Annotated in this window: 13 protein-coding genes and 1 tRNA gene; 8 read left to right on the top strand and 6 right to left on the bottom strand. The window is 28.3% G+C overall.

All coding sequences use genetic code 11. From position 1 onward, the window contains the following. Window position 1: 1 nt before the first annotated feature. Genes EDC58_RS05915 through EDC58_RS05925 form a run of 3 tightly spaced genes read right to left on the bottom strand, consistent with a single transcriptional unit; the run spans window position 2 to window position 4,742 of the window. Window positions 2-3,481, bottom strand: coding sequence for a CHAT domain-containing protein (locus EDC58_RS05915; protein ID WP_211325231.1), 3,480 nt, complete (start codon window positions 3,479-3,481; stop codon window positions 2-4). Then, a complete protein-coding gene (locus EDC58_RS05920) occupies window positions 3,378-4,487 on the bottom strand; it encodes a tyrosine-type recombinase/integrase (RefSeq protein WP_123352589.1) in 1,110 nt (369 codons plus the stop codon). Before EDC58_RS05920 ends, EDC58_RS05915 begins: the two co-directional genes overlap by 104 nt. A 39-nt stretch (window positions 4,488-4,526) precedes the next feature. Continuing rightward, window positions 4,527-4,742 carry a hypothetical protein gene (locus EDC58_RS05925; RefSeq protein ID WP_123352590.1) on the bottom strand — a complete coding sequence of 72 codons (216 nt, stop codon included), beginning with the start codon at window positions 4,740-4,742 and terminating at the stop codon, window positions 4,527-4,529. 156 nt (window positions 4,743-4,898) lie between these two features. Between EDC58_RS05925 and EDC58_RS05930 the strand changes: the two genes are divergently transcribed. From EDC58_RS05930 to EDC58_RS05940, 3 genes are all read left to right on the top strand, one after another. Further along, entirely contained in the window at window positions 4,899-5,087 is a 189-nt protein-coding gene (locus tag EDC58_RS05930; RefSeq protein WP_123352591.1) for a hypothetical protein, read from the top strand. Window positions 5,088-5,259: 172 nt separating this feature from the next. Further along, window positions 5,260-6,036, top strand: coding sequence for a plasmid recombination protein (locus EDC58_RS05935; protein ID WP_123352592.1), 777 nt, complete (start codon window positions 5,260-5,262; stop codon window positions 6,034-6,036). After that, the gene (locus EDC58_RS05940) at window positions 5,990-6,577 is read left to right on the top strand and encodes a hypothetical protein (protein WP_123352593.1); all 588 of its coding nucleotides are present in this window, start codon (window positions 5,990-5,992) and stop codon (window positions 6,575-6,577) included. The genes EDC58_RS05935 and EDC58_RS05940 overlap by 47 nt, the downstream gene beginning before the upstream one ends. A 45-nt stretch (window positions 6,578-6,622) precedes the next feature. Here EDC58_RS05940 and EDC58_RS05945 read toward each other — a convergent pair whose 3' ends face one another. Next, window positions 6,623-7,054 carry a very short patch repair endonuclease gene (locus EDC58_RS05945; protein ID WP_123352594.1) on the bottom strand — a complete coding sequence of 144 codons (432 nt, stop codon included), beginning with the start codon at window positions 7,052-7,054 and terminating at the stop codon, window positions 6,623-6,625. Window positions 7,055-7,155: 101 nt separating this feature from the next. Between EDC58_RS05945 and EDC58_RS05950 the strand changes: the two genes are divergently transcribed. Genes EDC58_RS05950 through EDC58_RS05970 form a run of 5 tightly spaced genes read left to right on the top strand, consistent with a single transcriptional unit; the run spans window position 7,156 to window position 13,134 of the window. Beyond that, on the top strand, window positions 7,156-8,340 hold the full coding sequence (locus tag EDC58_RS05950; RefSeq protein ID WP_123352595.1) for a DNA cytosine methyltransferase: 1,185 nt from the start codon (window positions 7,156-7,158) through the stop codon (window positions 8,338-8,340). After that, a complete protein-coding gene (locus tag EDC58_RS05955; RefSeq protein ID WP_123352596.1) occupies window positions 8,340-9,839 on the top strand; it encodes a DNA cytosine methyltransferase in 1,500 nt (499 codons plus the stop codon). The genes EDC58_RS05950 and EDC58_RS05955 overlap by 1 nt, the downstream gene beginning before the upstream one ends. 1 nt (window position 9,840) lies before the next feature. Then, window positions 9,841-10,530: a hypothetical protein gene (locus EDC58_RS05960; protein WP_123352597.1), complete on the top strand. Its 690-nt coding sequence runs from the start codon at window positions 9,841-9,843 to the stop codon at window positions 10,528-10,530. Further along, entirely contained in the window at window positions 10,527-11,867 is a 1,341-nt protein-coding gene (locus EDC58_RS05965) for an AAA family ATPase (RefSeq protein ID WP_123352598.1), read from the top strand. The genes EDC58_RS05960 and EDC58_RS05965 overlap by 4 nt, the downstream gene beginning before the upstream one ends. Next, the gene (locus EDC58_RS05970; protein ID WP_123352599.1) at window positions 11,857-13,134 is read left to right on the top strand and encodes an McrC family protein; all 1,278 of its coding nucleotides are present in this window, start codon (window positions 11,857-11,859) and stop codon (window positions 13,132-13,134) included. The genes EDC58_RS05965 and EDC58_RS05970 overlap by 11 nt, the downstream gene beginning before the upstream one ends. A gap of 138 nt (window positions 13,135-13,272) precedes the next feature. On the opposite strand, the gene EDC58_RS05975 is transcribed toward EDC58_RS05970, so the two are convergent. Both EDC58_RS05975 and mfd read right to left on the bottom strand, forming a co-directional pair. Continuing rightward, a tRNA-Ser gene (locus EDC58_RS05975) sits at window positions 13,273-13,362 on the bottom strand. A 16-nt stretch (window positions 13,363-13,378) separates the two neighbouring features. Further along, window positions 13,379-16,327 (bottom strand): transcription-repair coupling factor, encoded by a 2,949-nt coding sequence (gene mfd / locus EDC58_RS05980; protein WP_123352600.1) that lies wholly within the window; start codon window positions 16,325-16,327, stop codon window positions 13,379-13,381.

A 16,327-nucleotide genomic window follows, 5' to 3' on the forward strand; every position in this document is an offset into this window, starting at 1 on the left:
TTCACTTTTCAAAACAAATAAACGGTGCCCAATATACAGACGATTTATAATCATTAATAAATTTTATTTTAGTATTTCTTAATGCTTCTGAAACATTGTTTGTTTTTAAATACTCTTTATAAAATAACTTCATAAAATTCACCGTTTCATTATCATTTATTTCCCATAAAGTAGAAATGACATTTTTAGCACCCGCAAGTAAAAAAGATTTGTTTAAAGCACTTACATTATCGGTTGATTTTAAGTCTACTACTCCTGTTTCACATGCAGATAATACAACTAAATTGGTATTATCCAAATCAAGTCCTGTAATTTTAAGAGCCGTCACGATTCCTTCTTTAGTTTTATTTGCACCTGAGAGAGCAATACCTGATTTTAACATCGGATTTACTACTTTATCTGAATTGATATAAAATCCATGAGTCGCAATATGTAAAATTGTAGGAGAATTGATACTTAGTAAATTATAAACGTTGGCTTGTTTTTTTAAATATATTTTTTCGTGAAGTTTATTGATATTAAAAATAGCCTGTAATTCTTTCGCTTCTTTTAAAGTTCCTGGTAAAGGAGAAAATTTCATTCCTCTAAATAGATCATTAATTGTAATAATTCCGCTTCCTCTAAATTTCTTACTTCCCACACCTTTATTAAAATCCGGAGCTGCAAAAATTATCGCATTTTTAATCTGTTTATTCACAGATTTGTCAAGTAAAAATTTTGCCGAAGGGACATAGGAAATTTCTTTTTCTTCAATTAAATATTTTTTATTATGAAAATCATATAACTCTCCAAAAGAGATAAGTCTTAAAAGACCATCTGAAAAAATTATAATTTTTTTATATTTCTTAAAAGACATATTTTTATCATTTATTAAAAATCCGAATAAATCATTGTATATTTGATTAGTAATTTTATTTTTTTGTCTAACTATTCTTGCATTATAAGGATTTCTTTTTAATTGTTTAACCAACTTTTGATATATTTTTATTTTTTTATTTAACAAAAATGAGTTTTTTTCATTAAATATTTTCCATCCGAAATTATCTTCATGATCAAAATAAAAAATGTAATATCGTTTGTTCGAATAAATTATATTGACAAAAAGTTCATCATCCTTTAAATTTTTCGCAACATCTTCTCTTCTAACAAACGTAGTTTTATAAGGCTTATAAAACAATATTTGATTGTAAACAACTTTTATTTGATTTTCCAAATCTTTAGTATCTTTATTTTTAATATAATTTTCATTTAATTTTCTTTTTAAATTAAAATAACTTCTTATTAAACTCTTAAGTTCAAAATCATTTGTTTTATAATATAAACTTGCAATATAATCTTCGATTTCAAATAGTGAATTCTTGTAATTCAACGAATAATTTATGGCTTTTTCAAATAAAGCTCCGTTAATATCTTGATAAGTTTTTTTTGCTTCAATTGCAGAATCTATCATATTAGCAATTATGTTTTTGTTTTTTTCAATTAATTTCTTTTGCTCATTTGTACTCAGTCTGATTATATCTTTATTCATCTCTTTTATAGATTTTTCATAAAACTTCAAAGCATCTGCATAATAACCCAATTTTTGAGCCGAAACACCCAACATATAATAATATTCGCCGTTAAAAATGTAATTATTATAATTATTCTTATTTTCTGCCGCATTGATTAAATTACTAAAAGATAACTTGTAATTTCCTTCTTCAAAAAAATATTCACCGAATGAATAATATAAATATGGCTTATAATTAACAGAAAACATATAAAAATCTTGATAATACAATTTATTTCTTTCAATATATTTCAATAAATTTATTAAAAATTCGTCTTTATTAACGACATTTGCTAATTTAAAAAACTCTAAATAACTAAGCAATCCGTAAAAATCTCTTACACAAGCATAATACAAACTATCACTCTTACAATTTTTCAAATAAGAATATTTTTTTTCAATTTTTATTAACTCATTTTTTTTCGCATATTCTAATTCGGTAATTTTTTTATCTATTTGTGAAGGGTTGGTAACTCCCAATAAAGTTAAATTCATTAAATACTGATATGATTTTTTATTTTTAACATATTTATATTTTTTTAATTTATTTATAGGCTCGTCATATTTTGTTTTAACCAATAAAATTTCATCTTTTTTCTTAAGCTCACCAAAACTTTTCCATGTTTTATAATAATCCAGATATGTTTTTATTGCTTTTTTTCTATCATATTCACTATAAATTCTTGCTTTATTAATTAAATAATTTAACTTTGATTTTATCAATTCTTCTTTATATTCATTTACACTTGAAATAGTACTGTAATCTTTATCTCTCGAATGTAAATAACTATAATACGTAAAATTTAAAATGTTTTTATCTAAATCATAAGCTTTTTTTAGATAATAACCAGCTTTTTTATAATCTTTTTTTTCTTTATATAAATAAACAAGACTAAAATACAATTCTAACTTTTTATTTAGCAAATCTAAATATTTTGATTTTTTGTCAATTATTTTATAACTTAATTTCGGATCGGTTCTTACTAATTTTTTCAAATTCGTAACCGGAGAAAATTTATTTATTATAAATACTGCTTTTTTATAATAAAATATACTATCATCCAAATTCGCACTCAAATCTCCCAATTCATAATAATCATATAATAACGGTACACCATCACTATAAAAACTTTTCACATTTAAATTTACACAATAACTACTTTTATTTAAAGAATATCTAACATTTTTACACAAATAATTATCAATATTTAATGATTTTTTTAAATAATAAACTGCTTGATAATCATCGTTTAACAAACTAAATAAATAAGCTAAATTTTTATAATAAAACGCTTTTTCTTTTTTATTAACAATTTTATTTTCAACAGAAACTAAATATTTCAAAACTTTGTCAATATTTTTGTAATCAGTTTTTCTTGATAATCTACAATCCGTAGCGACAAACGGTTTTTTAGCATATTCGTCACATTTTATATATTTCACATATTTTTTTATTATTTTAAACGGCTCATTAATCGAAATTAACTCTTCAACATTTAATGTTCTATATTTTTTATTTATTAGCTGTTCTTGTGAAGTGTTTTTTATAATCTTTGGAGCTACAACCTGAGTAGAATCAGTAACAGCACATCCCGTAAAGACTATAAAAATAAAAGCTCCAACTAAATACACTAATTTATTCATTTCAAGCACCCTTTTAAAATTAAACGATTTTGATAATCCTATCAAACTTTTGTGCCAAAAAAGTGGAAAAACCATATCATATTTAAATTTTCCATAGAAACATAACAACGTTATTAAAAAAGGATTTAGATAAATGAAGAAATTAGTCTGGCGGAGAGGGCGGGACATGTTGACAATACCGAAATTACGCCTTTTTCGACACACTGTCAGTGGAACTGTCAGTAAAAAGTTCCAGGTTTCTGTCAAGCTGCAGGTGTTCGTTATTGATAAATTTGGCGTAAGTCTCAAGGGTTTCCTGAGTGTTTCTGTGTCCGAGTATCTGTGATACGTTGAATATCGGAACGCCTCTTTTAATGGCAAGTGTGGCAAACGTATGTCTTGTGTTATACATCACCCTTTTTTCGATATTACACTTTTGAAGTAAATCATACCAATGAGGATGAAGTTTGTCGGAAGAATAATACCTTTTACCCGTTTTTGTTGTGAAAAGGTTAAACGTTTTATTTTCTTTGGCTTTTTTAATCAGCTCTTCAAGGTAAGGTTTAAGGTTTTGAAATATTGGAACTTTTCTTAAAGAGTTTTTTGTTTTTGGTGTATCGATTTCGCCTTTTCTTATTCTTTTGTTTACGTTAATATACATCTCTTTAAGATTAATATCGCTTATCGTAAGAGCTATAATCTCACCGGGACGCATTCCAGTGTAAAAAGCGATAGCCAAATAACATTTAAACTGACCTTTCGCATTGTTTATTAAGAGCTTAACCTCTTCTTCGTTAAAAGGTTTCATATCTCTTATTTTTTTATGGGAAGGCAGTTTAATGTTTTTAGCGGGATTGATTTGTATATGTTCATACTCTACCGCAATATCTAAAATAGCGATTAATATATTAAGGATATTCCTTAACCTTTTAGACGTTATCTCGTTAAGCCTTTTATCAACCCACTCTTTTATTTCGCCTTTGGTGATTTCGTTTACCTTTTTGTGTTTAAAAAGCGGGAAGAGCTGGTTTACAACAATGTTTTCATATTCATAGTAGCTTTTCAGGTTTTCTTTTTGTCTTAAATATATGGTGGCGTAATATTCAAACTCTTTAGGCTTAACCCTGTTATCCTGAATCTCGCCTAAAAGTATTTTTCTCTCGATTTCGGGAATAACGTATTTTTTAGCGAGCTTAATGTTTTCTTTGGTGTAATCCCTTTTGAGTGATTTTTGAACACACCTGCCGTTTATATAATACTGAATGTATAATTTCCCTTTTCTATTAAACAAACTGACTTTTGGATTTTCTATCATCTCTTACCTCCTATGAGGTAAGTGTCAATCGTAATACAATTATAGCTCATTTAAAATCTCTTTAAAAGGATTTTCCTCTTTACCCGTTATCCATTTTTCCATCTGGGTAACGTTCCATAACGTTTTTTTTATTCCGTAAGGTTCGTAATAATGGATTCCTTTTTTGAAGAGTTTATTCTTGTTTTTAAGAAGAAAGTCTTTGCTTACACCGAGATAGTTTGCCATTTTAGAGGTAGAGTAACAAAAAGGTTTCATAGGCTTATCCTTTTTGTTACTTAATTATAATAAAGAATTTCAAAAAAACTCGAAATTGAAAAAATTTCTAAAAATTTATTAATTTTTTTATTTTTTTCACTAAAACGATTCAAATATAACTTCTTTATTATAATTAATCTCAAAAGGAGTTATCCCATGGATTACAGAAAAATAAAACAATTAATCAACAGACTTGAAAAACTGCAAAAAGAAGAAGCCCTGCTTGAATCTAAAATAAAAAAGATAAAAGAACAGATTAATATTACTCAATCTGAATTAAACAAACTTCTCTCACTTCCAAACAATAACATTCAACAACCTCAAACATCTTCCACAATAAACTAACTTTTCTTTCCAAATTTTTTCTTCTTTTTTCTTGCAACCCATTAAAAAAATTCAAACTCATATAAATAGATTGAAAAGCACGAACGTTTGAGTTTACGAAAACGTGTAGTGCGTACGCACTACGCAATTGTTCGACAAGCTCACAATCGCAAGTGCGTAAAGGAGTTACGCTATGGTTAGAAAATCCTCAATCCATATAGAAAAAGCGAATATCGGTGAATTCTATCACAACAGCAGGGAAAAGAACACAAACAATCCAATATTTAGTAAAGATAATAATTACTGCAATATAAAAGCAAATGAAGCCATGAAGTTATACTTTTCGGAACTTAAAAAAAGAACGGAACTTTATCAAAGAAGAACTGGTAAAAAACTTCATAAAAAAACGATAACCCTTTTCAGTGCGATAATCAACCTTAATGAAAAACACTCAAAAGAAGATTTGGAAAAAGTAGTCAGGTTTATTGAGAAAAGATATAACACAAATGTAATCCAATACTCAATCCACAAAGACGAAGGACACATTGACGAAAACGGAAACAAAATTATAAACTATCACGCTCATATATTCTTTATGGGAATAGACAACGAAGGTGTGAGTGTCAGAAGAAAAATGGACAGAAAAGATTTAATCACCCTTCAGGATGAAATCGCAAAACTCTTAAACATGCCAAGAGGCGTAAACTATACGCAAGAAAAGAAAAAAAGACCAAAAAGACTTAATACCTACGAATACAAAAGAGCCATGAAACTTAAAAACGATGAAGTTTTAAAATTAAAAAAAGAACTTGAAAAAAAAAAAAATTTAAGAAAACAAACTGAAGAGGAAAACAAAAAACTTAAAAAAGATTTATTGCTTAAAGACGCCAAAATCAGAAAACTCGAACTTACCAAAAAAGGATTTGAAAAAAAGAATCAAAGAGTTAAGAGAACAGATGAAAGACTATAATAAACTCCAAGAAGAAAACAAACAATACAAAATTTTCACCAAAGAAGATTATCAAACATTATCCCAAATCAAAAAACTTTTAAAAGTAACGGAGCTTAAAGATATAAATCATATGCTAAACGAATTTGAAAATTCAATCAAAGAGAAAATCCGAAAAAGACAGCTTGAGCTTATCGAGAAACACTCAACCGAAACAAGTATCCTCAATAAAGAAAAAGTTATTAAAACAGATAAGGCTAAAACGATAATCAAATCCACAACATCACCTACAAAAGACTACGGTAAAGAATTTATTGATGCAGTTTTCAGAGTTAAACAACTTCAAAAAGAACTGAAACAAGAAAAAGAAAAAAATCAAATTTTAAAAACAAAAATTAAAGATTTAGAAAATGAAAACGCTAAACTTAAAGTTGAAAGGGATTATGCGGAAATAAAAAAAGATGAAAAGGAAACAACAAAAGAAAATAAAACATATAATAAAAAAAACAAAACAAATTCATTTGCAATTAATACAAATAAGGGTTCATTAGAGTGGTCATAATATCTAATTTGGACAAGCTGTTTGTGTTTTTTTCACCCGTTAGTGTCAAACTTTCATAGTTTTATTGAGAAAGCCATTTTGCTTTTTTAAATCAATTATAGTTTGAATTATTTTTTTTACACATTCATCCGTATTTTTTCTAATATCTTTTTCCCAAAATCTCAAAACTATCCATCCATTTTCCTCCAAGTATGAATTAACTTGTTTATCGCGCAAAATATTCCTTTGAAATTTTTCAATCCAAAATTTTTGATTTGTTTTAGGTATCTTGCCTTCAAGAAAATCTTTTCCGTGCCAGAATTCGCTATCACAAAATATAGCAAGCTTATATTTTTTAATACATATGTCTGGTTTTCCAAAAACATCTTTGCAATTTTTTCTATATCTTACACCTTTTTTCCATAAATTTTTACGAAGAATTAATTCAATTGATGTGTCTTTCGATTTTATTCTTTTCATATTTTCAGATCTGGTCATATTTAACCTTTTTTATTGTAAGTTTTTTAATTATTTAATTATATAATACATTATTTGATACAATTTCAACAAGTTATCATTGATGTCTTAAAAGGAAATAAATGGCGTATGGTTTTATTGATTTGTTTGCGGGAGCAGGCGGATTTGCAGAGGGATTTTATCAAACAAACTTCAAAGCATTAGCACATATAGAAATAGATAAATACGCTTGTCAGACATTAAGAAAGAGAATGGAATTTTATGGTTATTCAAAAGAGGATGTTACCAAAAGAGTTCTGGAAGAAGACATTACAAATCCCGAGATTCATGACAAATTGCAAAAAGTTATAAATGATGATACAGTTGACGTTATTATAGGCGGACCTCCTTGTCAGTCTTTTTCTTCATTAGGCAAAGCCAGAGATAAACATGGTATGAAATGTGACTATAGAAACTATTTATATGAAAACTACATAAAAATTTTAAACTTTTTTAAACCTAAATTTTTTGTTTTTGAAAATGTAACTGGGATATTGTCAACTAAAATAAACGGTAAATATATTATTAAAGACATATTTAAAGACATGAAACAGAATTACAACATACTGGAAAACAAAAAGATTTTAACACTAAATGCAAAAGATTTTGGAATTCCTCAAGAAAGAAAAAGGGTTATAATTATAGGTGTAAGAAAAGACTTAAAAATAAAAGTGGAAAACATATATAAAGATTTAAATAATATTGCAAAACATAAAAAAAACACCACTGTACAAGATGCCATAGCGGATTTACCAAAGCTTAAACCCGGAGAAGGGGAAGAATGTATTGTACATACAATAAAAAAATGGAATCATTATCTTAAACTTATAAGAAAAAAAAAGACTATGAAACTTTGTCATCATGTTGCCAGAAACCATAATGAACTTGATCAGGAAAGATATAAAATAATGGCTAAAGAAAAAATCACATTATTTGAATTATATGAAAAATATCCGCATCTAAAACATGAAAAAAACAGATTGTTTAACAATAGTTATGCTGTTCAATTTTATGACGCACCATCAAAAACAATAATAGCGCACCTCTCAAAAGACGGTAATCAATTTATACATCCGGACTTTACACAATCCAGAACTTTGACGCCCAGGGAAGCTGCAAGACTGCAATCTTTTCCGGATGATTTTGTGTTTCCTTGTTCTATGACCCAACAGTTTAAACAAATTGGAAATGCTGTTCCCCCTTTGTTGGCAAAATATATAGCTATCGTAATAAAAAAATATTTAAGAAAAATAGACAAAGGTTTTTAATGCTGTATGATGATATATTTGTTTTGTCAACGAAGCAAAAAAAATTTTTTATTGAAAAAATTGATTTAATCATAGATATGGTAACGAAGTATATTTACAGAAACCATCCTGACATATTTAAAAATTTTTTAGCATTTGAAATCGAAAAACAAGATAATATCATTGTCGTGTCCAAATTGTTGGAAATGGGAATTATAAAAAACACCCAAGAATTAAAACATTTAAAATTATTATTAAAAAGCAGATACAGTTTGTTACATAAATCTTTATATTATTATGAATGCTTAAATTTAAAGTTTTTAAACAAATTTTCAAATACATATAGGCATGAACTGCAACAAAAAGAAAAAGAAAAAAAATATAATTTGATAGATTTGTTTGCAGGTGCCGGAGGTTTTAGTTTAGGGTTTTTACAAGAAGGGTTTAAAGTCGAACTGGCAAACGACATTGACGACACCGCTTTAGAAACATATAAATTCAATCATCCTGAAATTAGTTCCGACAGAATTATAAAAAAAGACATAAAAGAATTGGTAAATGAGATTAATAATTTTGCGTGTTCTGAAATAGACGTTATTATAGGCGGACCTCCTTGTCAGTCATTCAGCACGGCTAATCAGAGAAGAATTATAGATGACCCCCGTAATGTTTTATACAAGTATTTTGTTGATGTTGTAAACTTGGTCAGACCGAAAATGATTTTAATGGAAAATGTAAGAGGAATGCTTAAAGTGGCCGATCAGGTTGTGCAGGATTTTAAAAAAATAGGATATGACGTGGCATATGATTTGTTTGATGCCACAGATTTTTCAGTTCCCCAAAAAAGAATCAGGTTGTTTTATATAGGAATTGAAAAAAAATTTGCCAAAAAACATTCTATTAAAGTAGAAAACGTTATTAAAGAAATTAACAAAGAATTACAAAAAAATCCAAAATTTGTATTAAAAGATGCCTTGTCAAACATAAAGCCGTTAGAATGCGCTAAAATAAAAAACATGACAGAAAAAGATTGCGAACATTCAGGTAAAAAAGTTGACATAAACACATATGGAACAAATGAATACCTTAATATAATAAACAACCATAAATCAAATATATTTGTGTTTAACCACAAGGCAAGATACACCAATGAAAATGATAGGCAAATATATTCCCTTTTAAAACAAGGTGAAGATTCAACGGCAAAATCAATTCAACATATTATGCCGTATAAACACAGAAACCATATATTTAAAGATAAATATTTCAAATTAGTTGAAAATTTACCTTCAAGAACAATTACCGCTCATTTAAAAATGGACGGGCATTCCCATATTCATCCTACGCAAATCAGAAGCATCACTCCAAGAGAAGCGGCCAGAATACAGTCGTTTCCCGATGATTATTTATTTTTAGGACCGTATTTAAACACATTTATGCAAATAGGAAACGCGGTCCCCCCTCTTATGTCAAGGGTTTTTGCAAGGGTTTATAAAAAATTGTTACATAAAGGAAATTAAAATGCAAGAAATAACAATAGGTGAAAACAATTATACAATCAGGGTTATTGCAAACAGACAGTTATGCGGATGGGCAGGAAGTGATAAATATATCAATGTAACAAATTCAAAAGTTTTTCAAAAATTATGGGAAAAAGCAAAAAATGGAAAAATCACTAAAATTAACGGTTCAGACATAAAAATTGAAAACAAAGGCGGCTCCAGTAAAGTATCTTGTTCAATAATTGATGTTGTAAAAGGGAAAACTTATGAGTCTAAAAGCATTTATTTAACCCTTAGAGAGCAACCAAATAACGAATTAAGGTTTCAGTTGACATCATATGTAAACGATAATAACATAATGCCAAGGGACATAATTGAGATTTTTATCATATTTGATAATCAAAACTGTCACATTAAAATAAAAATAGATTATTTTTTTAAATATATTTTAGAAAAATATCCCAAAAAACCTGAAGAAAACTTATACCGCATATTGATTGATAATTCACCGAATGGCCATGATTATATAAATGAAAACTTTTTAAACAACTTTAATATATCAAAAACTAATGAAAAAGGAAAATTTGGTAACTCGAAAACAGAATTTACTTTATTCGAAGTGCAAGGATGCGGTAAACAATATATAGGTGTTCCTTATGATGGAAAGTTACAGTTACATTGTTTTGATAAACTGGAGGAAATACTATGATTTGGATGGGAAAAAGAAATTATAAAAATCTAGATTTTACAAAATATGAAAATTATGAAAAACTAAAGGAAGGCGACGAAATTTTTATTTACGACGATTTAAACAAAGCCGCTTTTACTGTAATAGAAAAATATGGATTTAACAATAAAAAATTAGACAAAGTCGATAAATTTACGGAAATTGAAACAGATTTGCCCTACACCGTTTTATATAAAACAAAAAACGGAAAAACATTTGTTTCATTGAATGAAAAAGAAGCGGATTTTATTTTAAACATTAAAAGTAAAAACATAGATACTTTTGAAAACAATAAACAGTTGTTAAACTTAACTTCTTTCGGAAATTTGTCTTTCCCCCTAAAAAACATCCTTTTTAAGGGTGTCCCAGGCACAGGGAAGTCAACAACAATTGACAAAATTATAGAAGAGAAACTCGAATTAAAAAAAGGTACTGAAAATTATAAAAACAATGTTCTTAAAATAAACATCCATTCTGCTTCCTCAAATGCTGATTTGATGCAGGGAATTGCCATTACCACAAAAAATGAACAAGTTATTTATAAAGAAAAACAAGGTTTGGTTTTGAATCATATTCAAAATGCTTTATACAATCCTTACGAGCCTTTTGTACTGGTACTTGAAGAGATTCAAGAAAACAGCCTTAATGAACTAATAGGGGATTTGATTTATTTAATAGAACCTTCGAAAAGAGCGAAATTAAAAGATTTAAATGCAGATTTGGCACAAGAATATTCTATCGAAGATTTAATAAAATTTTATGAAAACAATATAGCAGATGGACATTCGTTTCATTCTGTAAAAATTCCGAATTTAGTAAGCGACGGGGAATTTAGAGAAATGATATTTCCTGATAATCTGTATGTTTTTTGCACTTCAAATTATAGGGATGATAAAAAAGTAATTGAAGACAATCTTCTCAGAAGATTTGACGTTATAGAAATCTATCCAAATCCAAATGTTATAAAAGATAAAAAAGTAAAAGAATTTTTTGAAACAATGAATAATGCCATTTTAGAAACATTTAAAGATGAAATACATCCGGACAGATTTTTAATAGGTCATGCTAACTGGATTGATGTAAACGGTTTTTCAAATGAAAAGTTTTACAAAGCGCTTTTAAAAGTGATTGTGGAATTTAAAGAGATTAAAGAAATTGAATTTGAAACACTCAAAAAAATATTTGATAAAACAATAAATAAATTAAATTTAGACAATGAAATATTTAAAGAAGAAAACTGGGAAAATTATAAAACCATAGTTGATTATTTGCAAAATAAAATATATTCATTTTTAAGTAATAACAACAATGAAAAATGAAGTCATTTTTATAAGTGAAAGCGATAAAATAGATGTATTGTTAGATGAATTAGATGGTATAAATCAAAAAAAAATTAAAAAAGAGTTTAATTTCATTTTTGAAAAAGCATCAAATAATTATATCGGATATTTTTTGTTTCAAAACGAGGATATATATTATAAAATATATATCTTGCCTAAAATTATAAGTTCAGATTTACCTGATAATGAAAAAGTAAAAATATTTATAAACTTTTTGATAAAACATTATGAAATAAGCAATAAATATAAAGAATATAATTATAAAAAAAAAGAAACCAATAAAGACTTGGCAACAGTTTTTAAAGATAAAAATCTTGGACAAGTTACAGAAATTGAAGAATTTGTTTTTTATAAATTTTTATCAATTTTAAATGAGATTGAAAAGTTTTTTAAATATTATAAGTCGTTAAAAAAAGAAAAAATACCATATATATCCCAATCTGTTAAATATCAGATTGACTTAATCAAAAATATAAAAGAAATAAACAAAACTAAAATACACCAAATAAAAACAAAATATAAAAAATTTTCAGAAATTGCAAATATAACTTATGCATCTTTAAAGTTATTTAAAAGATTTAAAATAAGTCTTATCAATGATGAAAAATATAAAAATCAATTATTAAAAAAAACTAAAAAATTACAAAATTTTCTGTTAAGAAAGTTCAGAGCCGATGACGGTTATAAATTAACATTAAAAAATTTAACAAGTAACAAAACATATAAAATCTTTAATAAAAAAGAAAATACAAAAAGTTTATATTTTAATATTCTATCTTTATTTGGAATGGAGAATTTTTTGGAAGAAGAAAACAAAAATATCAACTATAATCTTTATTCCGACTCATTATTTATAAGACCTGAGAAATTGTATGAGTTTATAATTTATGATTATTTTAAACATAAATTCAAATATTCTTTAGTAGAAAAAGAGCCCATAAAAAAATATAAGTTAAAAAATAAAAATAAAATAGTAGAAAAAAAATCAAAACCAGATGTAGTAATTACTTTAAACAAGTCTATGTTAATAATAGATGCTAAATGGAAAATCATTGATTCTTTAGAATATATAAATTTTGATGACATTGCTAAACTTCAAAGAGATTGCGAAGTAAGAATGAAGAATAAAAAAATTTACCCTATACTTGTGTATCCAAAACTATACAATAAATTAGATAAAATTGAAATGAAAATTTCTGAAGGGAATACGTTTAATTTTTATGTTTTTGAACTAAATATTATATAAGTATATAAGTTTAAGTTTATATTATTCTCTTTATTTATTAACTGTCAGTTAAATTGTCAGTAAAAATCCGCCAAAAACGACTGACACTTACCTCGTTAATTTTTTAAAGATACCGAAATTACGGAGTTTTTGAAGTAATGGCGGAGAGGGCGGGATTCGAACCCGCGGTGGGCGTTAACCCACACACGCGTTCCAGGCGTGCGCCTTAAACCACTCGGCCACCTCTCCAGGGATTGAAATTATATCATTTTTCTTTCAGTTTATTTATAATTGTCTCAAGAATTATTTCATCATCTTTAGCAGGAGCTTTTATTACTTCTTTTTCTCCGTTTTCATATTGTATAGAAATATTTTGTCCGTAGTTTGAAATAGCTTTTATACCTTTTTGCTGTGCTAAAACTTTTATTTTTATCTTTTCTATGAAGTTTTGAGTAGGTGTATCTATTTTTCCGAATCTATCGACAATCTCTTTTTCGATTTCAAACACTTCTTTTAACGTTTTGGCACGTGAGAGACGTTTATATAAATCAAGTCTTAGTCTGTCTTCGGTAATAATTTTATCGCTAAGATATGCGTTGATATTTAGCTTAACCTCAACTTCGCTCTCTTCTTTTTTCTCACCCAACATCTCTTTTAAGGTATCCTCAAGCATTTTGATATACATCGAATACCCAACCCCTTTAACCTGTCCGGACTGCTCGGCACCTACGATATTTCCTCCGCCTCTAATTTCAAGGTCTTTAAGAGCCAAAACCTGTCCGCTTCCGATAAACGAATTCTCTTCAAGAGCCAAAAGTCTTTTTTTGGCATCTTCGCTTAACTCTTCTTTATCTTTTACCAAAAAGTAAGCATACCCTTCATTTTTACCGCGCCCCACTCTTCCTCTTATTTGATGCAAGTCCGCTATTCCGAATCTATCGGCGTTTTCTACGATTACGGTATTGACATTAGGAATATGAATCCCGCTTTCTACGATAGTAGTCGTCAAAGCCAAATCGTATTTTCCGTTTATAAAATCAACAAGCCCTTTTTCTATCTGACTCGGAGTCATTTTGGCATGAAGAGTTAGGATTCTAAGATTTGGCAACAACTCTTGAAGTTCTTTTTTCTTTTGTTCGATATACGCGATGTTGTTATAGATATAAAAAATCTGACCGCCTCTTCTGATTTCTCTTAAAATCGCTTCTTTAATTAAATTTTCATCCCACTCTTTTACAAACGTTTTGGTCTCTTGTTTGCCTTTTGGAGCGGTTTCGAGAGTTGAGATTGATTTTATCTTGCTAAGAGCCATATTAAGAGTTCTTGGTATAGGCGTCGCACTCATATATAAAGTATGTACGTTTTTAGCGAATTCTTTGAGCGCCTCTTTTTGTTTTACGCCGAATTTGTGCTCTTCGTCTATTATCACAAGCCCTAAATTTTTATATTCCACGTTAAGTCCGGCATGAGTTGAAATTAAGATATCTATTTCGCCTTTTTTTACGCCTTCGATTATCTCTTTTTTCTCTTTGCTTAAAGTAAATCTGTCAAGTTTGGCAATTTTAATTTCAGGATAATCTTTAAATCTCTCTTTAAAGCTTTCGTAGTGCTGATTAACCAAAATGGTAGTAGGTGCAATTACCGCCACCTGATAGCCCGATTTTGCCACTATAAAGCTTGCAACCATCGCAACTTCGGTTTTTCCAAAACCGACATCACCGCTTAGCAGCCTATCCATAACTTTTGACTTGAAATCGCTAATTATCTCTTCAATCGCCTTTTTCTGATCCGGCGTATGAGTAAAAGGTGCTTTTTTTATAAACTCTTCCACTCCTTTAAAATCCAACTTAATAGGCTCTATCACTTCACGCTCGGCGGCAAGTTTTATGATATCCGCTGCAATTGCATAAACTTTTTCTTTTACTTTTGCGAGTTTTTTTGCAAAACTACCTTTTCCGAGTTTATCAAGTGTAGGAATTACACCGCCCGGGGCAATATATCTGTCTATCAAATTAAGGTTTTCGACAGGTAAAAGCAATTTATCGTCATTAGCATATAACACTTCCGCAAATTCTCCTATTTTTCCTAAAACCTCCATTTTTTTAAGCCCCATAAACTTACCGATTCCGTGCTGCTGATGAACTACGAAATCTCCTTTTTTAAGCTCGTCTATCGCAAGAGAGACTTTTCTTTTTTTCTCAAATTCAGGAGGATTTAGAGAAATAACTATTTTGTCATTGCAAGCAAAATTGACATGAGCCGAATTTTTTATCCATTTTACAAGCGGAGCTTTATATTTTACAAATTCAAAAAGGTCGTATTCTTTAAGTAAAATTTCGTTTTTAGCCACTATTTCAAGAGGAGTTTTGCCATCCCAAGGTTTTTGATCAATCAATATTTTTTTATCCTCTATTCTCCACTTGCAATCCTTGCATTCACCTTGAGGAATTATCTTAGCATTCACAACGGCTTCGTTAAACTCTTTATAAAACTCCCTGTATTCTTCTATCTCTTGAGTTATATCGTGAAGCAAAACGAAATCATTTATAAAATCTCTTTCTAAAAACCAAAACCCGAGAGAATAAAAATCTTTATAAAATGTCGCAAACTCGCTTTTTGCTATTTCGTCTTGGATTTTTTCGTACTCCTCTTTATCCAAAGCGGCAATTGCCGGAATAATCTTAAAACTTTCCACTTCTTCGATACTTTTTTGATTCGTCTCGTCAAAAATTCTTATACTTTCCACCTCAACATCAAACAAAGAGACCCTAAAAGGCTTTTCGTAATTAATAGGCCAAATATCGAAAATATCCCCTCTAAAACTCACCTCACCTTTTTCGCTCACGATATCAACAACCTCATATCCCCAAAAAATTAACGTCTCTTTTAGTTCGTTGAGGTTTATTTCATCTCCGAAATTTATATCAATATCCCGATAATATCTTTTTACGGGAAGTTTTTTCATAAGCGTAGCGTAAGGAGAGACGAAATAATAATTTTCGTTGTAATATTTATATAAAGCGTTATTAAGCTCAAATATCTCTTTTCTGAAACTTCTCAAATCATCTCCGAAAACCGCCCTAAAATCAGGAAAAACCACAACGGGTATATCTAAATATTTATATACTTCCGCAATATTCAACGCCTCTTTAATATTAGCCGTTACGATATTGTTTTTATTCTCTTTCAAAAACTCATATACTTTCGCTTGCAA

This window comes from Caminibacter pacificus (assembly GCF_003752135.1).
GTDB lineage: Bacteria > Campylobacterota > Campylobacteria > Campylobacterales > Nautiliaceae > Caminibacter > Caminibacter pacificus.